This is a genomic window from Slackia exigua ATCC 700122 (assembly GCF_000162875.1).
Taxonomy (GTDB): Bacteria; Actinomycetota; Coriobacteriia; order Coriobacteriales; family Eggerthellaceae; genus Slackia; species Slackia exigua.
This window is the reverse complement of the sequence record NZ_GG700630.1, coordinates 1406629-1429900: the sequence shown is the minus strand read 5'-3', so window position 1 is coordinate 1429900 and position 23272 is coordinate 1406629. Positions and strand designations below refer to the sequence as shown.

The following is a 23272-nucleotide window of genomic DNA, read 5'->3' as shown; positions in this document are numbered from 1 at the left end:
CCCCCTACGTATTACCGCGGCTGCTGGCACGTAGTTAGCCGGGGCTTCTTCTGCAGGTACCGTCAGGCTTCTTCCCTGCTGAAAGCGGTTTACGACCCGAAGGCCTCCTTCCCGCACGCGGCGTCGCTGCGTCAGGCTTTCGCCCATTGCGCAATATTCCCCACTGCTGCCTCCCGTAGGAGTCTGGGCCGTGTCTCAGTCCCAATGTGGCCGATCGGCCTCTCAGCCCGGCTACCCGTCGTCGGCACGGCGGGCCTTCGCCCCGCCGTCTACCTGATGGGCCGCGACCCCGTCCCCTCCCGCCAAGGCTTTCCCGGAGCCCCCATGCGGGGGCCCCGGCGTATCCGGTATTAGCCTCGGTTTCCCGAGGTTGTCCCGGTGGGGGGGGCGGGTTGGTCACGTGTTACTCACCCGTTCGCCACTCTATGCGCCCCCTAAAGGGGGCCTTAACCGTTCGACTTGCATGTGTTAGGCGCGCCGCCAGCGTTCATCCTGAGCCAGGATCAAACTCTCCGTTCGGAAGCCCGGGCCCGCAGGCCCGGGTAAGACGCTTCCGTGACGTCCCGTCGACCCGGCCCTTCTCATCTTCGGGGCCGGCCCCCTCAGGGGCCGGGCTCCCGTGAGACGGGTCCGTCTCGTTTTCGGAAATGTGGTCCGAATGTCTAGGATTCCATGAATTCGCTTGCGTCACAGTATCCGGCTTTCAAGGTTCCCCGCGCCTCGGGGCTCGCCCTCGGCGCGAACGGTTATGTTACGCGCCGGGCCGGGCCGCGTCAATGGAAAGTTTCGGATCGAGGGAAATTTCTTTCGATCCGTTGCGCTACCTGAATATCATGCCAGGTAAACCGCTTATAAAGAGCTTATGGACATCCTCCATAAACTCTTGCCCGGGAAAGACCGCATCGAATATGCGCTTGTCGCCAGAGAGCATCGCCGATCGCCCCCCCCTCCCCCTTCATGAGAATCTCGCCCCCCTGAAAGAAGGAGACGCTCAGGCGAGCCCGGTTCGGCTGAAACGAACGAAAGCCGCCCCCAGACATAGGAGCGGCTTTCGCATATATCGGCAAGCCTTGTGAGATCCTGAACCCCAGCAAGCCTCGATCCATGGAGGCGCCGTTCGAAATCAGCACAGGCGCACAGACTGCAGGCCTCATACGCTCTGCCGTTTCAAAACCCCGCCTATAGCCGTCACCCAGGACGCGACGACGAGGTCGATGGGCCTTCGACGGGATGGGCGACGGCTATTTCCAGATGCCTACACGAAGACGATAGGCAGCGCGGCAAGCACGACAAGCAGACGCAGCATGAATCCGCCGACGAGCACGCCGCATTCGCTCGCGTACTCGAGCGCGACCGAGGACTGGGACCCTTCGGATGCACGCAAGGCGTTCGCGCCGATCAGGAGCGGCATGAGCAGCCCGACGAGAACGAGCCCGATCCAGAACATTCCCGCGAACCCGCCGGTCAGCATGGATTGGATCGATGCGGCGCCTTGGGGGTCTCCCGACGCCACGATGATGAACATGACGACGAGCGCGATGATTTCCGCAGCGCCGAGGACGACGTGGCCCTTCTTGAGGTCGAACATCTTCTCGATGTTCTCGCGATCAAGGATGAGCCCGCATAGGTTCACTGCGGCAAGGCCGCTCGCCAGGGCCGAGATCACGAAGAGCACCGGCAGGATCGCATTGTTCCACAGCGGATACGCATCGACGACACCCAACAGGAAGCCTGTGTAGGCGGCCACGGCGAACGCGAACACGTCGCCGATGACGGTCAGCCAGCGAGGAACGTCCTTCTTCAGAAGCTCGAGCACGGCCTCGATGAGGGCGACGGGCATGAACACGCAGATGAAGTACACGCCGAGCGTCATGACCGATCCCGGATTCATGATCAGGAAGATGAAACGCAGCGGGTTATGCAGGCCCGCCTCGGCGTCCACCATGAGCATGACAAGACCGATGCCGATGAAGATCGGGGCGAGGATGCGGCCGGCCACGCGCATGCGCACCGCATCGGGATATTTCCGCTCGATGTAGGCGGAAGCCAGGAACGCACCGGCCGATGCGCCGGCAAGGAACAGATATATGGCGATAAGGGGTCCCCACACCATCTCGATCACCTCACGTAGAAAATCTTGGACTTGGTCAGGTCTCCCGCAATGGGCAGGGCGTTCGTCTTGGCAATGGCCTTCGAGATCTCGGATTCAGGATCGTCGAGGTCGCCGAAGACGCGCGCGCCGGTCACGCAGGTTCCGACGCAGGCGGGACTTCCGACCTGGCCGTCGTGATAGCAGAAGCGGCATTTCTCGATGATGCCGGTCGCTTCGATCTGGATGCGCGAGCCGTAGGGACAGGCGGCCATGCAGTATTTGCAGCCGATGCAGCGCTCGGGGTCGACCAGGACGACGCCGTCGTCGGTCGTGTACGTGGCATGCGTCGGGCAGACCTTCTGGCACGGTGCGTCTTCGCAATGCATGCATTGGGAAGGCACGACCTCGGCATGGACGCTGGGATACGTGCCACGCTCGAGCATGTCGTATTTGATGAACGTCTCTTCAGGCTCGAGCTCGTTTTTCATCTGGCACGCAAGACGGCAGGCGAAGCAGCCGACGCAGCGCTTGGTGTTGATGAGCATTCCGTAGCGTGTCATTTACTTCTCCACCTTCTTCAACGTGAGCGTGAATTCCTGGCTCATGCACGAACCGACGGCAGGCTCGGCCTGCAGCGGAGCGAACTGCATCGGGTTGACGCCGTAGCCGTATGCAAGCGTCAGGTAGGTGGATTCTCCGCCGTAATGCGTGGGCATATACAGGACGCCGGGACGCACGCGTTCGGTCACATGTGCGGCGACCTGCGCGGTGTAGTTCTCGTTGGAGAGCTCGACCATGTCGCCTTCCTTGATGCCGAGCTTCTCGGCATCGGATGCAGCGACCCAGACGCGTTCCATGTCGTATTCGCGAGAGATGGCGTTCAGCGATGGAATGTTGCGGGTCATGGTATGCGAGTGGATGCTCTGCTTGCCGCCCGCGAAGAAGAACTGCCCCTCTTCAGGCCAGGTCTTGCGCGGGATATAGCCGATCACCGGATTGAGCCCGGCGTTGCCGACCTTTTCGCTGGAAAGCTCGATCTTGCCTGACGGCGTCTTGAATTTAGGCACGCCGTACTCGAAAGAGCTCTCGAGCTGGACGATGCCCTTCTCACGCACCTCCGCCATCGACGTGCCGACGGTGGCGAGCTGAGCCTCGGAAAGCTCATCGACCGTGAACGGGAAGTACTCCCCTTTGCCGCATGCCTTCGCGATATCGACGAAGATCTCGTCGCCGGGACGCGTGTCGGGATGGATGATGTCGAGCGCCTGGAAGCGCATGGCGACGAGATGCTTCTTGCCGCCGATGAACTCAGGAACCTCGGTGCGTTCGAGATAGGTGCATTCGGGCAGGACGTAATCGCACTCGAGCGCTGTTTCGCTCATCTGGATGTCGATGCAGACCTTGAAATCCACCTTCTGCAGGCCTTCGTGCCACTTGGCCGGGTTGCTGTATCCGTGCACAGGATTGGAGTTATAGAAGAACATGGCATGCACGTCGCCTGCAAGCGCGTGCTCGAGCAGGGCGACGTTGCTGCCCATCGCGTCGAGCACGAGCGGATAATCGGCGTCGCCGATGCGCTTGGCCTCCACTTTCGGAATGGAGGGGAACTTCTCCTGATCGAGCTTGCCCGCCTTCGGCGAGGAGGTGATGAGCGCGCCGCCCTTGGCGCCCCAGGCTCCGAGCAGGGTATTCACGGCTGCGACAGCGCGCGCGGTTTCGTACGAGTTCTGGTGCGCGCATCCGAACGCCGCGCGCCAGGAGGGCTCGACGGCGGCCGCAGGCTTCGCAGCGGCCATGGCCTTGGCGATCTCGGTGATGCGATCGGCGGAGATGCCGCAGATGTCGGCAGCCCATTCGGGCGTGTACTGCATGACCTCTTCGGCGAATTCCTCGAACCCGACGGTGTTCTCCTCGACGAAATCGGCATCGTAGAGATCGTTGGCCACAAGCACGTTGCAGATCGCCAGCAGCAGCGCGATATCGGTGCCCGGGATGATCGGAAGCCAATCGTCGGCGAATATGCAGCTGTTGTTCAGACGCGGATCGACCATGATGATGCGCGCGGAGCCTTCGGCAGCGTCCGCCAGGCTCTTGACCGACGAAGGACGCAGGCCGTCGCCGTAGCTGCGTCCGATGAACATGACGACCTTCGCCTTGGCGAAATCGATGGAGTATTTCGCCGCGCCGATGGTGTCGGCGAGACCGCCCTCTTTCGAAAGGTTGCAGGCCGCACCATGCGTATAGATGTTGTTCGACCCGAGCGCATGGATGAGCATCTTCGAGTAGGTCTTGCCCGTCGGGCGCGGATCCTGCACGATCGCGATCGTTTCTGCGCCGTGCTCGGCGGTGATGGCCTTGATGCGCTCCCCGATGGCCGCAAGCGCATCGTCCCAAGAAACAGGCTCGAACGTGCCGTCCTCCAGACGATGCAGAGGCTCGGTGATACGCTCTTCGGCATACGCGAACTGCGCGACGCCATGGCCGCGCCCGCACAGCATGCCCTTGGAATACGGATGATCCTTGTTGCCCTCGAGCGTCCAGAGCTTGCCATCGACGACATTGGCCCACAGGCCGCACTTACTCGAGCACCCGTTGCACATCGACGGCGTGGATACGACCTCGCCGCCCCCTCGCTCTTCAGCCGCGTCCGCGCGCCACGCCGCGATCGACGAGAATCCCGTCGCAGCGAATGCCGCAGTCGCAGCCGTAGCGCCTAGGAACTTCCGGCGCGTCACGTTGTATTGCATGCGTGCTCCCTTCCCCCAATAGTTCTTTGCCGACCGCTTCCCCCGCGGCGGCGGTGTTCTGCAATGCTTTACGAAGGCATGCCCGCCTCTGCGAGCGAAGCCTCCAGGTAAGCCTCGATGAGCGAAAGCGCGGCGTCTGCGAAGGCCGCGCCGGTCGCGCATGATTCTCGAGCCTGCTCGGACAGGCGTCGATCGATTCCCGTAGCCGCACGAACCCCGAGAAGGCGCGCGCGATACCCGGCGATCCAGGAAAGATGATCGGCAGCGAACCGAGCTGCGGCCGAGGCATTGCCCGCTTCGACGAACAGGCAGAAGACCTCGAGCTCGATCGTCAGATGGTCAGGCATCGATTTGAATGCCTCGGGCGCTTCGACGGCCAGATCGCTCAGGACGACCGACATATGGCGCGCAGGCTCGTTGAGATAGGTGCGAAGGTTCTTGGCCGAGGTCTCGCCGTCGTAGCCGCGCATCGTATAGAGAGATTCGATGGGCAGGACCGCATGCGGCATCCCTGCGACGAATGACTCGCGTATGAACGCCTGCATATCGCCGAGAGCCGCCGTCTCGAACGGCTCGATCGAATCCTCGTTCCACCCGATGCCGCGTGCCAGACGCACGATGGCCGCACGGTCGTCTTCGAACGCCGCAGCGGACGCATCCATCCATCCGCGCGCGAAGAGGCCGTCGGCAAGCGCATGCAGCGCAGCCGGTCCATATGCGAGCGATTCGTCGTCATGCACGCCTTCGCACGCATCGCATGCGTCGGTCGTCACTTTCAGAACGGCAGTTTCCCCCATGCCGATTCCTTCCCCCGTACCCACGAATTGCATCTTAGAGGCATCCATATGCCTCGCGAATCCGCAAGAACTGATGATTGCACTAATGAACTGGGAATATAAAAGCTCTGGGGTCGAATATCATTAGAAACTGATGAGAACCTTCTTGGGATATGCGGCGTACAGGCCACATCGGGATGCGCCGTCATACGCCCGTTTTCGAGCCTCCGAGCGGAGAGTTGGGTATACTCGATAGCTGCATCGGCGCGGGGGAAGCGCCGGCATACCTTCAGGGGAGAACCATGGCTCACGTTCAAAGCAGCACGACGGACGACCGAAAAGCCGACAGTCGCAGGCTCTGGTCGGCATTCCGCGCGCGCTATCTCGGACTCGCCGTGTTCTGGGCATGCAGCATGCTGACGTTCCGCAGCTCCATCACGCTTTCCGGGCAGGCGCAGACGCCGGAGATGTCGACGGTGGTCGTGCTTGTCTCGTTTCTTGCGAACGCGACGGTGCTGCTTATAGGATCGATGCTGCTGCAGCGCGATCCCGACCGCATCAGACGCGTGCCCTGGTACGTCTTTCCTGCGCTTATCATGGTAGGCCTGGTGTTGCTCTGCGTCGCGGGGCATCTGTCCGACACGACCTCGATGGTCGCATTCGTGCTCACAGGCGCCGTCATGACCGGCATGGGATACGGCTTCTTCTGGGGAAGCTGGGCCCAGGTGCTCGGCAGCCTGAAGCCGTCGCAGACCGGCGTGTACGCCGTCATCATCTTCTTCGTGAGCGCGCTGATCTTCGTCACGGTTTCAACGATCACGTCGCGTTTCCATGTGCCGTCTCTGCCCATCATGGAGCTGCTGACCGTCGTCGCAAGCGTATGCCTCTGGAAGTCGGTCAACGACCGCGACTTCGCCGCCATACGCGTGTCGACCGACCCGCGCCGCACGCTTGCGGCGCTCATATCGATCATGCCCCTCGTCACCGTCGGCATGGTCATATCGTTCTTCTTCGGGTTCGTCTGGGAAATGACCGTGATGTCCATGCGGTCGGCCGACGCCGCTCACTTCCTGCCTATGTTCGCGAACTGCATCGCCGCCGTGATCCTCATCGTCATCATCGCGGTGACGCATCGACGCTTCGAGCCGACGCGCATCTTCCTCGTCATCATCCCGGCCATCGCGCTGCTTTTCATCGCATTCCCGTTCTTCTTCGACACGCGCCCCGTGCTCATCAACGTGGCCATGACCGTGTGCTACGGCATGTTCGACGTCATCCTGTGGTATTCGGTCGCGACGGCGGCCTATGATTTTTCGACGCCGGGATACGTGGTCGGCGGCGTGGCGCGCAGCGCATCGATCGTTTCGCGCCTGACCGGCATCTGCATCGGATATCTGGTCATGAAGAGCATGGATGCGGCATCGAGCAGCATGATCGTGATCTCGGCAGGGGCGCTGTACCTCCTTGCCGTCATCGCCGTGCTGTATGCGATCGGACGCACGGGAACCTTCACGCTGACGTTCGGAAAGAGCGGTGCCGGCGCTGCCGGGCGCGCCATACGGGTCGCTTATGCGGACGATTTCCTGCACGACCGGAAACGCGGTGACGAGGGTGCAGGAGACATAGCCGTATCCGAAGACGCCGAGGACCCGAGCATGAGCGTATCCGCAGCACGATGCGCCGCGTGCGCATTCGTCTCGTCCGAACGTACCGAAGGCATCGCACGCCAAGGGGCTGAGCCGGGTGCGGCCACGCCGACCGAAGAACATGCGTCCGAACCGACCGGGACGGTTTCGGAGAACGTCGAGACCCTCCCCGCCGAAGAGGACCTGTACGGATCGTTCGCCGATGATTTCGGCCTCACGAGACGCGAAGCCGAAATCCTTCCCTATCTGCATCGAGGACGCTCGGCGCGCGTGATCGCCTCATCGCTTTACGTAGCCGAAAGCACCGTGCGCACGCACATCCGCCATATTCTCGAGAAGACCGGGCAGCATTCCAAGCAGGAGCTCATCGACTTCATGGAATCGCACGCGCAGGATTAGACGCCTAAGGCTCTCTATCCGGTTCTTCCTGCCCCTTGCGCCGGTCCCTCAGCTTGAGGAATTCTTCGAGAACGCGAGCGGATTCCTCGTCTTCCTTCTCTTGCTGTTCCCGATTGAGACGCAGGTCATCCACGATCTTGCCGTTGTCGGCAATGAGGGCGTACAGGAAGCTGCCTGCGAGGAGCCCGACTCCTCCGCCGCGCGCCAGGATGAAGCCGGCGATCATGCCGGCAAGGCCTTGGTCGGTCTTATCGCGGCACAGGTCGAAGAAGATCTGGGTGCACACGAAGCCTTGGATGCAGAGGACGGTCACGAGAATGGCGCCGGACGCAGCGGCGGCCGCTTCGTACACCGGATACAGAAACATGCCGAGTCCCGTGAAAATGATGTTGGTGCCCGATCCGTCGTAGATCGAATCCATGCCACGGCGGCCGTCCTGCTTGTACCGCTGATAGGTGGCAACGCAGTAAGGCGCGCTCAGCGGTCCGGCAAGCGCCGGATACGGCGCGAAGAAACCCAAAAGAAGGTTCCTGATGCCGCAGATGACATTCGTGCGATTCGAATCGAATTCGATGAACTCGTCTTCGCGCAGCGCCTGAAGACCCAGCTGCTTCACGGTGATGAAATCGCCGTACGCGATAACCCAGGCGATGATCGCGATCGGAGCCGCATGCAGCCAGATATGCAGATCGGGGAAGCCGATGAAGAAGGGGGACACCTGCATGAACATATGCCCGAAATCGGGGACCTTGACGATCTGGCCGGAGAACTCGTACTTGAATTCGCCGGTCATGCCGCCGACGACGATGAGCGCGATGACGGCGAAAAGGAAGCTGTAATTGCCCAGGAAGCGCACGATCTTATTCGTTCCCATGCGTTTGCGCACCCTCTGGCTGAACATGAGCGCGAACACGACGGCAAGGCCGGCAATGCACGCCCAGAGAGCATCGTCGACGGGCCCGCCTTCCTTCAGCCTCGCATAGATCGCGCCTATGCCTGCGCCCAGAACGATACCGGCCTTGATGCCCGGAGGCACCATGATGTTCAGCTTCTTCGACAATCCGCTGAAACCTAGGAACAGGAAGATCGCGGCCAGCTCGAGCTGAATCGCTATCAATGCCTGAATGCGGACGATGCCTGGATCGAAGGTTTCCAGGAAGGCGATCACGATAACCGCGGCAGGAGTGATCCAGCCGCAGACGGACGGCTCTCCAAGAAGCCAGTTGCAGAAATACAGCAGCGTTTCGAAGACCACCAGAGCCCATGCCGTCTCGGGATCGAGCCCGAGAGTGGATATGAGAACCGCGAGCATGCCGTAGGACGTGCAGGCGTTCATGATGCCTGTGACTATCTCCGGCGGTGAGATTTTAAAATGGATGAACGGAAGCCTGATGCGCAGGAAACCGATGGGGATGCAGGGCTGCACACCTCCCGGAGTACGCTTCATAAACGCCATCGTTGCCCCTTCTCCCCGTTTCGAAACGAACGCGAACCCCGTTCGATCGATCTAAGCTCCACTACGCATCGCGCACAGCAGCGCATGAGCCGATCGGGCGCCTTGCGCGAAGGCGACCGGCCCGCCTAGCAGCCGTACGCCTCCTTCAGAAGAGGGGCGGCTATTCTGACCATGATCTGGTCGGTCCCTTCGGCGATCTGAAAGCCGCGGCAGTCGCGCCAGATCATCGAAACCCTCTCATCGTTGATATATCCCCTGCCTCCGAGAATCTGCATCGCGTTCGATGCCACTTTGGTGGCGGTTTCGGGAACGAATCGCTTCATGAGCGCTATGGACAGGCGCGACTCTCTCGTATGCCCGTGCCGATCGGCTTCTCGTGCGGTTCGATAGACGCTATCCCGCATCGCTCTGACATCGATTTCCATATCGACGAGCATCTGCTGGATCATCTGGAAATCGATGATGTCCGCACCGAACGCCTGCCGTTTCGAAGCGTACGCGACCGCATCCTCCATCGCGGCCCGGGCCAGTCCAAGCGCGGTGGCGCAGGAGAAGATGCGCCCGATATCGAAGAAACGAAACAGCTGAGGAAAGCCTGGTTCGGACCCCGTCAGCCGATACGACTCATCAAGCACGACGTTCTCCATGATGACGTCGGAAAACGGAAGGATGGATTGACCGGCCTTCTTGATGGGGTACACCGAAATGCCTTCCAGGCCGTGCGGCAGAAGCCAGAGGGAAAGCGGCGGATGTTTAACGGGCTCCAAATCCCCGTCTATAGCTGCGATAAGCAGATACGGTGCGTATTCCCCGTTATTGACGAACGTCTTCCTGCCGTTCAGAATCAACCGGCCATCCACCGTCGCCACCGTCGTTTTCATGCCCATGGCGTCCGATCCGCCTTCAGGCTCGGAAATAGCCAGGGCGAACATCAACCGGCCATCCGAAGCATAGCGATCGCGAACCATGTCGAACTGGCTCGAATCGGCGAATTCGGCCATGATTTGAAGATTCAGCAGATCGTTGGTGAAAGGCAGGGTCGTACCGGCGACGCGCGCGAGCTCCTCCGCGACAAGGACCTGGGCGAACAGATCGTAGCTCCCATCCGCCCCGCGGTTAAGGACGTTGAAGCCCTTGAAATCCAGGTCGACGAAATCCTTGACGACCTCATCGGGCAGGCCGGCCTCGTGCCTCCATTGAGAGATATTCTCCTTAGAGAAGCGATTCTCTCCATATTCCCGCAGTTCATCAATCAGTTCTTGGTGTCGAGGGCTGATTTCGGGATACATACGGTCAATCACCGCTCTCTCATCGCGTCAGACACGCGTCCGAATATCGAAGCACGTATCGTTTCGAGGATAGAACGGCTTCGGAATCACGCTGTTTTCGTCAAGCTTCTCAAGATTGAACATCGTTGCCTGGGCGGAGACGAGCACGCGTCCCTGAACGTCGGATACCTGGCACGACACGACGGTGCTGCGCCGCCCGCCGTGAAGGACGCGAGCCTCCAGGACTATCTCCTCGCCGATACGAACCGGTTTCATGAAGTTCGTGCTCATCTGGACCGTAACGTTTGCATATCCCATCGTATGGGCGGCCATCCCGCATGTCGAGTCGAGCAGCCCCAGTATGAAACCGCCGTGCGCGTTTCCATGGATGTTCGTCGCTCCTGCGGGAACGACCATCGTGTTCCGCACATGACCGCGCTCGATCATGTCGGCATGCAGCTCAGAGAATCCCGTCATATCGGAAAGGTAGTTCAAAGCCCCTTCGACGAGATAGCTCGGAAGAGCTTCGCCCATACCCTCAGTCATCACCCATCTCCTTCGATGCAAGGCCGGGTCGGCAATAACCGACCCGGCCCGAAGCAAGGCGGCCTAGCCGAACCGGTATTCCACGCCCATCGTGGGCTGCGGATTGGCCCACTTCTTGATGATGGTGCCGCCGCAGGCGATGCGGCAGGTGCCGCATTCGAGGCAGCCTGCGTAATCGAACGACTTGATGCCGTCCTCGTCGCGCTTGTACAGCGCCGCGGGGCATGCGCGGATCAGCTTGTCGAACTCGGCGTCGTCCGGGTCGTCCACCAGCTCGATATGCGCGTTTTCCTCGTCGACCTCGTATTTGTTCAGCGACAGATACTCGTCGACGTTCACTTCGATCTCTATCGTGCTCATAGCGCCTTCATCGCCCCCCTTGCATCGCGAAGGAGATTCATGATGCCGAGCTGCTTGATGATCGGCTTCATCGTCTTCTTCATGGGCCCGACCGGCGTGCCGTCGACGACGAACATCTTGTTCATCATGTCGCGGGCCGCCTCGGGGTAACCCTTGAACATGCGGTCGAAGCCTTCCATGAAGGCCGGAACGCGCTCGAACTGACGCAGGTCCTTCATGATGAAGGATTCCTCGAGAGCGTCGACATAGCGCTTGAGGCCGACCTTCGAGGTGTCGCCCGCATCGAGTGCGGCGGCCGCCTGCTGGCCTGCGATCTGCCCTGCGGCGACCGCATAGTCCATGCCGCGCACCGTGTAGCCGAGATTCACGCACATCATGGCGGCGTCGCCCGCCACGAGCACGCCGTCGGCCGTGAGCTCGGGCATCATGTTGATGCCGCCTTCGGGAACCATGTGCCCGGAATGCTCGACCAGCTTCGCGCCGGAGATGACCGGAGCCACCGCCGGATGGGCCTTCAGGTCCTCGAGCATCTGGTAGACCGGACGCGTCGCATCGTTCGCAACCGCCTCGATGCCCGCCACGATGCCGATCGAGATGGACTCCTTGTTCGTGTAGATGATGCCGCCGCCGAACAGTCCGTGCGTCGCATCGCCCGCGAACAGCCATGCGGCGCCTTCGCCCGGCGCGCATTGGAACCGCGCGTCGATCTCTTTCTCGGGAAGCTCGTAGACCTGCTTCACGCCGACGGCCATGTACTTGGCCGCGGGACGCTCGTAGCCGACGGCTTCCTTGGTGAGCAGCGAGTTCACGCCATCGCACAGAAGCACGACTTCCGCCGTGATCTCATCCTCGCCCGCGCGGACGCCGGTCACGCGACCGGCCTCGTCCTTCATGAGCGATTCCACGGCGATGCCGTTGATGTACTCTGCGCCGGCGGCTTCCGCCTGCTCTTGGAGCCATTGGTCGAAAGGCGCGCGAAGCACCGTGTACGACTCCTGCCCATCGGCCAGAAGGTCGTCGGACGTGAAGTCGATCGTGAAGTTCGCGTCGGGCGCCATGAGCGAGATGCGCTCGTGCGAGACCTTGCGCTCGAAGGGGATCTCATCATAAACGTCGGGGAATACCGACTTCAGGCAATGCGCGTAGATGCGCCCGCCCGTCATGTTCTTCGCGCCGGAGAAGTTGCCTCGTTCGACGACGAGAACGGCCTTGCCCGCTCGTGCGAGCTCAAGGGCCGCCACCGAACCAGCCAACCCGGAACCGACGACGATTGCGTCGAAATCTGCCATGGGAAGCGTTCCTTTTCCGGGTTAAAGCGCCGCAACGACGGCAGGCAGGACGGTCTTCAGGTCGCCGACCAGACCGTAATCGCACTGCTTGAAGATAGGCGCGTTCTTATCCTTGTTGACGGCGAACACAGCACCGGAGCGGTTGCATCCGACCATGTGCTGCATCTGACCGGAGATGCCGGCCGCCAGGAAGACCTTCGGCGCGATGACCTGGCCGGAAACGCCGATATATGCTTCATGCGGGAACCAGTCCACACCCTCGGCGAGAGGACGGGAGCAGCCGACGGCGGCACCGAGCTTGTCGGCGAGCGCATAGGCGAGGTCGAGATCGGCCTTCTCAGCGAAACCGCGGCCGGCGGAAACGACCGCATCGGCCTTGGCCAGATCGACGCCGCTCTTCTCGATCGGAGTGCGGGAAACGACCTCCACGGCGAATTTCGGCGCGACCCATTCGACGGGAAGAGCCTCGTTGGCGCCCGATGCGGCAGCGTCGGCGAAGACGCCCGCACCCACGGTGTAGATGGCGACCGGACCCGCGGACTTCTGGACGCGTTCCGCAACGCCGCCGAAGAACATGGACGTCGCGGCGCCGTCGGCGGCGATCGACATGGCGTCGGTGATGACGGACGTGCCTGCATGCGCGGCCAGCGCGCCGGCGATCACCTTGAGACGACGGGTCGGCTCGACCAGAACGATGCCGGGCTGCTCCGCATCGAACAATGCGACGACGGTGTCGGCCGCGCACTCGGCCGCGACGCCTTCGGGAACGGCAACGGATGCGACCTTGTCGGCGGAGGCGTCGGGAGCGGCGCCGTCGATCATGACGAGGATGACTTCATCGGCGATGGTACGGGCGCCGGCGGCGAGCTCGCGCGCGGCGTCGGTGTGTTCGGCTATGGCAAAAGCTTTCATGCTTGGATTCCTTTCGATAGGCGACCGATGGACGGACGCGCTTTACAGGGCGGCCTTGAGCGCGGCGGCGAACTTCTCGATGGCGCCGTCGTCGGAGGCGTCGGCGATATCGAGTTTGCGGTCTGCCTGCTCTGGCGCGAGACACGAGACGGTCTCGAGCGTGCGGGTCGCGGCTGCGGAAGCAGCGGAGACGTTCATCGGCTTCTTGCCTGCGGCGAGGATGTCGCGCATGCCGGGAATGCGGGGCTCGACGATATCGGGAACGACGGAGACGACGGCCGGAAGAGGCACGCGAACGGTTTCGACGACATCTTCGAGCAGGCGTTCGACGACGGCCGCGCCATCGGCGACCTCGACCTTGCGCGCGGCGTTCACCACGGGCACGCCGAGCTTGGCGGCGAGCTGGACATCGACCTGCTGCGCGTAGTTGTCGGCCGAGCCATCGCCGCAGAGGACGAGGCCGTATTCGCCGATCGTCCCGATAAGGGCCGCGAGCTCCTCGGCGGTCGCATGGGCGTCGAGATCCGCGCACGCATCGTCGGCGACCATGAACAGCTCCTCGGCGCCGCGGGCGAGCACGTTCTTCTTCAGCTTGGATTCGTCGATCGATTTCGGGCCGACGGTGGCGGCCACGACCTTATCGCCGTCGCCTGCGAGCTGGGCAGCGGCTTCGAACGCGTTGAGATCGTAGGTGGATACGGTGTTCTTCGCCTTGGAATAGTCGAGCGTACGGTCGCCGGCGACCTGGATATCCTGATCGTCGGGCACGACCTTGAATGCAACGATGATGTTCATGCGATGAGTCCTTTCAAATACCTGAGAGTGCTTGTTGGCTTCAAGACTCTTCCGCTTTGACGGGATTCAGCGGAACGGCTTCGCCCTCGGCCGCATTGACGGGAAGTGCGGGGATGGAAAACCGAAGGCTGCCGGTCTTAACGGCAGAGTATAGCAGCCAGCCCTACGCAGATGCCACGGCAGAATGACATGCTGGACGAAACCGAAAACCGGCTTTACTCGGCATACTTCTTGGCCACTTGACGACCGGAGATATAGGCCATGATTTCCGGAGTGCCGCCGCCGAACATATTGCCGCGCAGGTCGGACCAGATACGACCGATGCGGACCTCCGAGGTGTAGCCGAGACCGCCGTAGATCGAGAGGGCCATATCGCCGACCTCGAAGCATGCGGTGCACCCATAGCGCTTGAGGAGCGCGGAGTCGAGCTGCACGGGAATGCCGTTGTCAAGCTCCCAAAGCACCTTGTAGAGCATGTTGCGCGTATTCTGGACGCGGATCTCCATCTCGGTAAGCTTTTCCTGGATCATCTGGAACTTGGCGATCGGCTTGCCGAAAGCGATGCGCTGATTGGCATACGCGGCCGCATCGTCAAGGGCGGCCTGCGCCAGACCGAGCTGTTCCGCGACAATGAACGCACGCTCGACCTCGAAATTCTTCATGAGGAGCATGAAGCCTTCGCCTGGCTTGCCGACGCGATCCTCCTCGGTCACGACGACGTTGTCGAGGTAGACCTCGCAGAAGGGGATGCACTGCTGGCCGATCTTATGGAGGGCGGCGGTGGAAACGCCTTCGCGATCCATGTTGATGAGCCAGAGGCTCATGGAGCCGTTCTCGCGCGCAGGATCCTCGTCCTTGGCCACCACGATCGTGTACGGAAGCTGAGCGCCCATAGTCACCCAGGTCTTCTGGCCATTAAGGACGTAAGTGCCGTCTTCCTGCTTCTTGGCGGTGCAGGTCATGCTTCGATTGTCGGAACCCGCGCCCGGCTCGGAGATGGAGAGCGAGCACAGAGGCCAGCCGGTCTCCATGTAGGCATCGACGCACTTCTGAATCTGCTCGGGCGTGCCGAACGAACAGATATCGAGCATATCGAGGGAATTCTGATACAGGATGTGGTTGCAGCCCGCAGAGTGATACAGCTCCTCGATCATGAGGCCCAGCGTCACATGATCTGCCGGAATCCCGCCGTACTCCTCGGGAATGCCCATCAGGCCGAACCCTGCGTCGCGATACGCCTCGGCGATTTCATCGGGCATAGTATGGGTCTCATACATCTCCTTGATGACGTCTTCCGTGAAGTAGCGGTCGCAGAATTCGCGTACGCTTTCGAGCAGAAGCTCCTGCTCATCGGTCAAGCTAAAGTCCATGAAGGGCCTCCGTCCGAACGGTTGCTGTCGCCGGGCTTCTTCTCCCGACTTCTTCCTGAACAGAGAATACGCTGCGAAATTTCATGTGTGGATGGACAGAAATTCAATTCTGTGTAGTTTCGTATTCCATTTACGAACGGGATCAATAGTTTTGATGAATCCATCGAATAGCCTTATAAAAGAGTGTTGTTGCATCATTCTCATCGCTTCGGCACAACTGACGATGCTACTATCTAAGACCCACAGAATTTATTTTCTGACCGAGAGGCAGAGTCACGTGGCATCGAAGAAGACCATGCTGGAACTTGCAGATGCGTTCATCCGGCTGACCGAAGACAAGCCGCCTGAGAAGATCTCCGTATCGGACGTCATCGCCGCCGCAGGGAAGAACCGCAAGACGTTCTACTACCACTTCGTCGATAAGAACCAGCTCATTGCATGGATCTTCCGATATGGTTTCGCCCAGGAGCTCGAGGCGAGGTTCGACGGCCCTCAGCTCGTTTTCGAAGACGGTACGAAGGGGCCCTTCGTCGACCTTCCGTATTATGCGTTCGCGAAGCGCGGCGTCAGATCGATCGACGGGTCGCAGATATTCGAGGCGCTCGCCGCCTGCTTCGAGGCACGGCGCCGATACTACGCGAAAGTCCTGCGCATGAAGGATGCAGGAAATCTGACCGACTATCTGTACCGGCTGTTCATCCCGGCCATGAGGCGTGACGTGGAATTCGTGCTGAGCAACCGCCAATTGCGCGACGCGAGCATCGATTTCCTCGCGGAATTCTATACCGGGGCATTGCTCTCCATCATCCTGCGGCGCGCGTGCGACCCGCACGCAGGGCGCATCTGCGAGGGAATCGGCCCGTTTTCCAATATCGTGCATGCGTCGCTCGAAAACACCATCAAGGAACAACAGCTCAGAAGGATGCTCTAGGCGAAATCCGAAAGAACGCCTCTGCGCACGCGAGGGAACTCGGGCTCGAGGCGCATGTCTGGGTGAATCCGCCCGCGCGGCCTCGCCTGCAAGCCCTTCTATTTCTTGCGACGGGCGCGGAAGGCGGCCATGGGTTCGAGGCGCAATCCCCGCTTGTTATAGGAGACCGCGATGTCGTTCTGGATGTTGGCAACGGCCCCCGAACGCCCGAATGCATCGAGGCATGCGTCGATGCTGACGGAATCGACACGCTCTTCGGGCGGAAGCATGAGGGCTATCGTCCGATAGATGAGCCGCCTCAGAAGAGGCGTCTCCGCCTCGGCCGCAGCCGGCGCGATGAGGAAGCCTTCTTCGCGGGACGTGCCCAGAGGGGCCGCTTCCCGTAGAAGAATCTCGTTCGCCCGAGCTTCAAGCAGGTCGTCCTCGTCGGCGATGAGGTTCATCGTGCGCGTCAAGGTTTCGAGCAGACGCGGGTTGCGGTCCTTCGCGCGTGCGACGATCTCATGGCGCACGAAGGCGCGGAATCGATCGGTGTCGGCATTCGTGGCATCCTCGCGCCACCGTGCGCCCGCAGCATCGGTCGCGACCCGATCCGTCGGCAACGATTCGATATATGAGCGGAGGTCGTCCCGCGACAGTTCGAGCAGGGGGCGACGGACGTCGACGCCCTGCACGAACGATGCGTGCTTCATGGCCCTCAGACCGCCCGGACCCGTTCCCACGATCGAGCGCATATAGAAGTTCTCCGCACGATCATCGGCGGTATGGGCCGTGAAAACGACGCCGGCATCGGCAGGGGCTCCGAGATGCCGGCACGTGCTTTCGACCGCATCGCGCGCAGCGGCATAGCGCTCGCGTCGCGCCACGGATTCCATGTTGCCGCCCTCCCGCATGAGCGCCGGCATGTCGATTTCACACGCGAACAAAGGGATATCGAGGGCCTTCGCAAGCGACTCCACGAACGCCGCATCGGCATCGGAGGCTTCGCCGCGCAGCTTATGGTTGACATGGAGCATGGAAATGAAACCCAGCGCGCCGCGATTGCGCAGATCGGCTCCGATGTAAGCGAGCGCCGTGCTGTCCGACCCGCCGCTGACCATGAGCACGACCGGATTATCGACCGAGGCAAGGCTGCGCTCGGCGATAAGCGCTTCCACCCTTTCGATGGTGCGGTCTGCGTTCGAAACCCTGCCCTTGCGTGCGCCCATGGTTCGCTCCGGTTAGCGCGCGAGTCCGAAGATCTCGGAGAATTCCGCGACGATGCGTTTGACCGGCAGGCCGACGACGGTGTCGAAATCGCCGGACACTTCGTCCACGAACACGTCGGCAACGCTTTGGATGCCGTATGCGCCCGCCTTGTCCATAGGCTCCCCCGTCGCCACGTACGACTCGATGAGCCCGGGGGCGAGCTTCTTGAACCGCACGCGGCTCGTCTCGGCAAGCGTGCGGAAGCCGAGGGAGACGTTGCCGTCTTCGGGCACGTTGACGAGCCAGACGGAAACGCCGGTAATGACCTCATGCGTGTCGCCGGAAAGCGTCGAGAGCATGCGGCGCGCGTCGCTCGGATTCTCGGGTTTGCCGAAGATCACGCCGTCGTGCACGACGATGGTATCGGCGCCGATGACGGCGATCGTGCCTTGCGCGCCTTCGTCCAGCAATTCCTGGACGACCACACCGGCCTTGCGTTCCGCGAGCTTCTTGGCGGCTTCTTCCGGATGCGCGAGCAGATCGGGTTCGAGCGTCTCGTCCACGTCGGAAACGCGGATCGTGAAAGGAATCCCCTCGCGAGCCAGCAGATCGCGGCGACGCGGACTTCCGCTTGCAAGCACGATGCGCACCGAATCGGGCATGAAGCCTTCCGGATCCTGCCCGCCTTCGAGATCGCGCTCGGCATCCTGATGCCCGGCCTCGCAATCCCGTCCGCCCGTGCGGTCTCGGTCGGCCGCGCAGCTCCGCTCGACCATGCGATCGCATTCGCTCATGCGTTCCCGCCCGGTCGTGCGTCTCCGTCCGGTCGTACGTTCCTGACCGACCGTGCGTTCCTGCCCGATCGTGGAATCTCCCGTGACTTCCTGGTTTTCGCTCATCCTATCCCCTTCGTGCGCGTTTCGGACATCGTACCCGACGTGCATGACTGCAGCATGGCTCCGCGAAAAACAGCATCGGCCTTCTATCAAAAAGGGACGCAGCCCCTATGAGCTGCGCCCCTTCAGAGTGCTAAGCGATCTATCGGCTTATCCGAGCCATGGAGGCCGCATGCCTAGCGCTTGTTTCTGCGGCGAACGATGGCAAATGCGAGGATCGCAAGCGCGACGACCGCGACGATGCCTGCGGCAAGCGCGTAGTTGGCCTCGCCGGTCTGAGGCATGGCCTTGCCCTTGGCGGCCGACTTCTTCATGTCGCCGGGCTTATCGGTGCCGTCGGGAACGACGTTCGAACCAGGCTTGGAAGGCTTCTCGGTTTCAGGCGTCTTGCCCTTGATGACCTTCATGGTCAGCTGGATCGTATCGTCATCGGTCGCAACGGCATCCTTGCCGTCGGGCCACTGGGTCCCCTCCCACGTGAAGGAGAACACCTTGTGCGTACCGGACTGGGAATCGGCCGTAGCGCCGAACGAACCCTTGACCGTACCGACGATGGTGAGGTTCTTGCCGACTTCGGCATCGGTGTCGATCTTGATGCCCGGAACCGTGAGCTTCATCCAGCCGTCGGTGACGCCGGCCGCGTCCACGACCTTCTCAAGGTCGGAGTAGGTCGTGATGGAAGAGGGATCGCTCAATACGAACTTGACGGTGACGGTCTTGCCGCTCACCTTCACGTCGCTGACCTTGAAGCCATCGCCGAAATCGGTGGCTTTGACCTTGCTCGCATCGAGGTCGGACGGAAGCGTCATGCCCTCGGGAACGGTGAAGGTTGCCTCGAACGAGAACTTGATGGCGTCGAGAGCGATGGTGTCGTGGTTCGCGCCCGGATAGGCCGCCTCGATCTTATTCATCTGCTCTTGTATGGACGACGCGAGGATGGCGCCCGTCAGGTCGAACGTGGAGCCCTGGGCGGATTCGATGACGGCATCGTGCTCCGTATTGGCGCCAACCAGCATGTCGGCCGGAAGCTTGGAGGCCACGGGAGTGACGGCCTGGACCGTGAACAGGATGCCGTCGTCAACGGAGTTGGCGGTCGCATCCATGCCCTCGGGCTTCTGCACGCCTTCCCACGTGAAGGCGAAGACCTTCGTGGTGCCCGTTTCGGTCTTCGTCGCATGGGCCTTGAAGTCGCCGGTCACCGTGCCGGAAACGGTGGCCGTGTCGCCCGCAGGGAAATCGTCGTTCACCTTGACGCCGGGGATGGTGATTCCCATGGTGTCGCCAAGGTTGTCGATGACGGCCTCCTGAAGATCCTTGTACGTCTCGATGCCGTCTTTAAGCGTCATCTTGACGGTCACGGTCTTGCCGCTGACGGACACATCGGACACGGTGAAGGTGTCGGAGAATCCATCGGTCCTGACGGAATCCTTGTTCAGGTTCTCAGGAAGGGTCATGCCATCGGGAATGGTGAACGTGGCCGTGAAGGAGGAGGACATATCCGAGAGCTTGATGCCCGCATAGTCCGTCGTATTGGGGAACTGCGACTCAATACCCTTCATCTGGGCCTTCACCGTAGACGCTTCGATGGTGCCCGTGAAGTCGATCGTCTGGCCGGGAAGAACGGGGTATACGCTGTCGTGCTCGGTGTCGTTTCCGACCAGAATGTCGGCAGGAAGCGTCTGAGCGGCAGGCTTCACCACGAGAATCGTCTGCTGGATTCCCGTGCCGCGCGGGTCCTTGTTCGCCTGGATCTGCGAACCGGTCCACGTGTAGTCGAACTTCTTGACCTTGCCGGTCACGGTGTTCTCGGCGTACGAGGAGAACGTGCCTTCCACGACGCCCGTGGCCGTGAGTTCCTGTCCGTTGGTCACGTTGTCGGCGTCAAGCGTGAGGCCGTCGACGGTGACCGTTATCGGCTTGGGAAGCGCAGCGGTCGATGCGTCGTCCTTACCGGTGGATTCCACGGCATCCTTGAGCTGCTTGTAATTGTCGTAGCTGCCCTTCAGACCGAACGTCACCGTGACGTTCTGGCCGTTGACTTCCGTGCTCTTCACTTCGAAGCAATCCCCGAGACCCGTCGCGGTGACCGTCGGATCAGACGGCACGACGACGCCGTCGGGCAGCGTGATGGTCGCTTTGAACGTGGACGACGTGCTGGAGAGCGTGATCTTGGCGAGGTCGTCCAAGCCGCCCGCGATGGAGGCCTCGAGCGCATCCATCTGGCTGACGATGCCGGACGCATCGACCGCACCGGTCATGCTGAAGGTCTCGCCCGTGGAGGCTTCCTTGATGGACGTGGTCTTGTCCTGAGAGCCGCTCCACATGTCGCTCGGAATCGTGGTGTCGCCCTCGACGTGTTCGACCGCGGGATCGTCATCCCACTTGAGGTAGTACGTCACATCCTGCGTCAGCTTGGCCGTGCCGTCGATCTTGGCATGGGAGGAACCCGCGGCATCGTTGAACCAGTAGTAATAGCGGTCGACGGTCCAGAACCACTGCGTTTCCTGGATGTGCTTGTTTCCGAGCACATGGTATTTGCAGGTTGCGATGCCCGTATACGCAGCGTCGGTATCGGTGTCGGTCGGGCTTGCGATGCCCTTGGTCTTCGAAGAGATGGAGCCGTCGCCCAGGGATTTGAGCAGCGCATCGAGGGTCGTCTTGTCGGAGACCTTGGGCTGCTTCTTGACGACGGCGACTTCGCCGCCGTTCGCGTCGGTTTCGATATCGAACACGGCAGGGTTCTTCTTGAACACGCTATCCGCAGAGAAGGTGCCGCCGTTCGCGGAGAATTTGACGGTCGCGAGCTGGTCTTCCCATTTGGCATACAGGTCGACGACGTTCGTGCCGGCAGGCACGGAAAGCATGCTGCCCGCAGCGACTTCATCGCCCGCGCCGTCAGGCTGGGTGGTCCAGCCCTTGAAGATCTTGCCCTCGATGGCGAATGCAGGGGCCGCCGCCGCGACCTCGTCGCCCGAAAGCACCTTGATGGTGCGGGAAGGATCGCTCGACGTTGCAAGGTACGTCACGTCGGTGTCTGCGCCGTTATGGTACTTGACGGCATAGGACGATGCATCGCTTTCCCACTTCGCATACACCGTCATATCGGAGGAAACCGCATCGTCCGCAGAGAACGGCTGCTCGGTACCTGCCGCATCCTTATAGAACCAGCCGAGGAACTTATAGCCCGGAGCGAACGGGTCGCCCGGAACCGCGACGGAACCGCCCGCGACGGACTTTGCAGCCCCGAGAGCGTAGCCGCGCATGGCAAGCGCCGTTTGATCGGCGGTGGAGCCATCCGCGAAGGAACCCGAGACCGGCTGCGTCGCATCGTCGGCGTTGAGCTTGAACGTCACCTTGGCAGCGGGAACCCAGACATGCTTCTCGCCATCGCTCGATGCCTTGGCGACGGAATAATCGTAGGTCTGGCCGTTCTTGTTCAGAGGCTTGAGCGCAGTGGTGGTCGGATCGGCAAGCGTGAACAGGGAGAGCTTCTCGTCGCCGTTCGCAGCGCCGTTCACGGGAATGGTGCTGCCCATGCTGCTGTTGTAGCTCGGCGCATACTTGACGAGATACGAGCCGCCCGTCACGACGAAGTTCTTCATCGTCTGGCCGGCGCCGTTGTCGGCATTGCTTGCCGCAGGGGTCTCGACGAGGCAATCTTCCTTGAATTCGATCGACCCGTTGGTCTGCGCCCCGAAGAGGGCGCCGCTGTTATTGCCGTCTCCCTTGATGGTGGAGTTGGTGAGAACGACGTCGCCGGTGTTCACGTTCAGGCCGCCGGTGCCGCCGTTGGTGAATTCAAGCGTGGAGTCGGTGACGTTGATCGTCCCGCCTGCTGCGCCGATCGAGATGCCCGCGGTCGAACCGGCGTTCGCCGTGATATGCGAGTTCACGATATTCGAAGAGCCTTGGACGGTCATGCCCGTCTGGCCGTAGAACGACGGGTTGATCGTGAGGTCGGAATCCTCCATGTTCAGCTTGTTCACGTAGAAGGTCTGGCCGAAGCCCTTCACCGTGAGCGATGCGTTCTTGAGGTTGAGGTCGCGCGCGTCGAACCAGGTGCGAGCCTGGGAATTCACGTTGACCGTGCAGTTCTCGAATGTGATGCCGGACTCGTAGAAGTCGGTATTGCTCTTGTCGTCCGCCGTGATGGTGAGCTTGTCCTTGCCCGAAGAACCCTTGACGGTCCCGGCGAGGGACAGGCCGCGCGAACCGCTTGCGCCCGCGTTGTTCTTGAAGACGTAGGTGCCATCGGTGATGGTGGAGCCGGGCTGCGCGGTAAGAGCCGTCTTGAATCCGGTCATCGTGAGGGTGCCCTCGCCCGTGAGGGTGGCGCCGCTCGCAAGCACGATGCCGTCGATGCTGTTGCCGCCTCCGCTGATCTTCGCGCCGTCGGCCGCGATGGAAAGCGTGACGCCCGAGGGGATGGTGGCCGTCGCGGAGAGCGCGAGGTCGCCCTTGACGTGGATCGTGGTGACGGAGGGGTCGGCCGCCTGGAGCTCGAGCGCCTTGGCGAGCGTCTTGAGCGCCGCGGAGGCGGAGCCGTCGTTGGCGTCGTCGCCGGCCGCGCCGTCGACCCAGAGCTCGGTCAGCGCCGCGGG

General features: G+C 61.6%; 17 protein-coding genes and 1 other annotated feature. Of the genes, 2 read left to right on the top strand and 15 right to left on the bottom strand.

Translation table 11 applies throughout. The annotated features are described in order from the left end of the window. Window positions 1-511 (bottom strand) — a sequence feature (16S ribosomal RNA rRNA prediction is too short). A gap of 744 nt (window positions 512-1255) precedes the next feature. The 4 genes from nrfD to HMPREF0762_RS06155 form a co-directional block, all read right to left on the bottom strand. After that, a complete protein-coding gene (gene nrfD / locus HMPREF0762_RS06170) occupies window positions 1256-2113 on the bottom strand; it encodes an NrfD/PsrC family molybdoenzyme membrane anchor subunit (RefSeq protein WP_040619314.1) in 858 nt (285 codons plus the stop codon). A 5-nt stretch (window positions 2114-2118) separates the two neighbouring features. Next, a complete protein-coding gene (locus HMPREF0762_RS06165) occupies window positions 2119-2652 on the bottom strand; it encodes a 4Fe-4S dicluster domain-containing protein (protein ID WP_006362673.1) in 534 nt (177 codons plus the stop codon). Next, a complete protein-coding gene (locus HMPREF0762_RS06160; protein ID WP_006362672.1) occupies window positions 2653-4839 on the bottom strand; it encodes a molybdopterin-containing oxidoreductase family protein in 2187 nt (728 codons plus the stop codon). A 68-nt stretch (window positions 4840-4907) separates the two neighbouring features. After that, window positions 4908-5636, bottom strand: a complete 729-nt coding sequence (locus HMPREF0762_RS06155) for a molecular chaperone TorD family protein (protein WP_040619106.1) — start codon at window positions 5634-5636, stop codon at window positions 4908-4910. 281 nt (window positions 5637-5917) lie between these two features. Between HMPREF0762_RS06155 and HMPREF0762_RS06150 the strand changes: the two genes are divergently transcribed. Beyond that, window positions 5918-7660 (top strand): helix-turn-helix transcriptional regulator, encoded by a 1743-nt coding sequence (locus HMPREF0762_RS06150; protein WP_040619104.1) that lies wholly within the window; start codon window positions 5918-5920, stop codon window positions 7658-7660. A gap of 4 nt (window positions 7661-7664) precedes the next feature. On the opposite strand, the gene HMPREF0762_RS06145 is transcribed toward HMPREF0762_RS06150, so the two are convergent. The 8 genes from HMPREF0762_RS06145 to HMPREF0762_RS06110 all read right to left on the bottom strand — a co-directional run bounded on the left by HMPREF0762_RS06145 (window position 7665) and on the right by HMPREF0762_RS06110 (window position 15656). Continuing rightward, window positions 7665-9116 carry a solute carrier family 23 protein gene (locus HMPREF0762_RS06145; protein WP_006362669.1) on the bottom strand — a complete coding sequence of 484 codons (1452 nt, stop codon included), beginning with the start codon at window positions 9114-9116 and terminating at the stop codon, window positions 7665-7667. A gap of 125 nt (window positions 9117-9241) precedes the next feature. Beyond that, complete coding sequence (locus HMPREF0762_RS06140) at window positions 9242-10405, bottom strand: acyl-CoA dehydrogenase family protein (RefSeq protein WP_006362668.1); 1164 nt, start codon at window positions 10403-10405, stop codon at window positions 9242-9244. Between the two features lie 27 nt (window positions 10406-10432). Next, window positions 10433-10930 carry a PaaI family thioesterase gene (locus HMPREF0762_RS06135; protein ID WP_006362667.1) on the bottom strand — a complete coding sequence of 166 codons (498 nt, stop codon included), beginning with the start codon at window positions 10928-10930 and terminating at the stop codon, window positions 10433-10435. A gap of 63 nt (window positions 10931-10993) precedes the next feature. Continuing rightward, window positions 10994-11290, bottom strand: coding sequence for a ferredoxin family protein (locus HMPREF0762_RS06130; RefSeq protein ID WP_006362666.1), 297 nt, complete (start codon window positions 11288-11290; stop codon window positions 10994-10996). Then, window positions 11287-12579, bottom strand: a complete 1293-nt coding sequence (locus HMPREF0762_RS06125) for an FAD-dependent oxidoreductase (protein ID WP_006362665.1) — start codon at window positions 12577-12579, stop codon at window positions 11287-11289. The genes HMPREF0762_RS06130 and HMPREF0762_RS06125 overlap by 4 nt, the downstream gene beginning before the upstream one ends. Before the next feature lie 21 nt (window positions 12580-12600). Further along, complete coding sequence (locus tag HMPREF0762_RS06120) at window positions 12601-13491, bottom strand: electron transfer flavoprotein subunit alpha/FixB family protein (protein ID WP_006362664.1); 891 nt, start codon at window positions 13489-13491, stop codon at window positions 12601-12603. 42 nt (window positions 13492-13533) lie between these two features. Continuing rightward, entirely contained in the window at window positions 13534-14286 is a 753-nt protein-coding gene (locus HMPREF0762_RS06115; RefSeq protein WP_006362663.1) for an adenine nucleotide alpha hydrolase family protein, read from the bottom strand. A 215-nt stretch (window positions 14287-14501) separates the two neighbouring features. Continuing rightward, a complete protein-coding gene (locus HMPREF0762_RS06110) occupies window positions 14502-15656 on the bottom strand; it encodes an acyl-CoA dehydrogenase family protein (RefSeq protein WP_006362662.1) in 1155 nt (384 codons plus the stop codon). A gap of 277 nt (window positions 15657-15933) precedes the next feature. Here HMPREF0762_RS06110 and HMPREF0762_RS06105 point away from each other — a divergent pair, with 277 nt between their 5' ends. Then, the gene (locus HMPREF0762_RS06105) at window positions 15934-16587 is read left to right on the top strand and encodes a TetR/AcrR family transcriptional regulator C-terminal domain-containing protein (protein ID WP_040619103.1); all 654 of its coding nucleotides are present in this window, start codon (window positions 15934-15936) and stop codon (window positions 16585-16587) included. A 98-nt stretch (window positions 16588-16685) separates the two neighbouring features. Here HMPREF0762_RS06105 and tilS read toward each other — a convergent pair whose 3' ends face one another. The 3 genes from tilS to HMPREF0762_RS06090 all read right to left on the bottom strand — a co-directional run. Beyond that, window positions 16686-17795: a tRNA lysidine(34) synthetase TilS gene (gene tilS / locus HMPREF0762_RS06100; protein ID WP_006362660.1), complete on the bottom strand. Its 1110-nt coding sequence runs from the start codon at window positions 17793-17795 to the stop codon at window positions 16686-16688. Window positions 17796-17807: 12 nt separating this feature from the next. Then, window positions 17808-18674, bottom strand: coding sequence for a Maf family protein (locus HMPREF0762_RS06095; RefSeq protein ID WP_115314232.1), 867 nt, complete (start codon window positions 18672-18674; stop codon window positions 17808-17810). Between the two features lie 173 nt (window positions 18675-18847). Further along, on the bottom strand, window positions 18848-23272 hold a 4425-nt coding region (locus HMPREF0762_RS06090), incomplete at its 5' end, for an InlB B-repeat-containing protein (protein WP_006362658.1).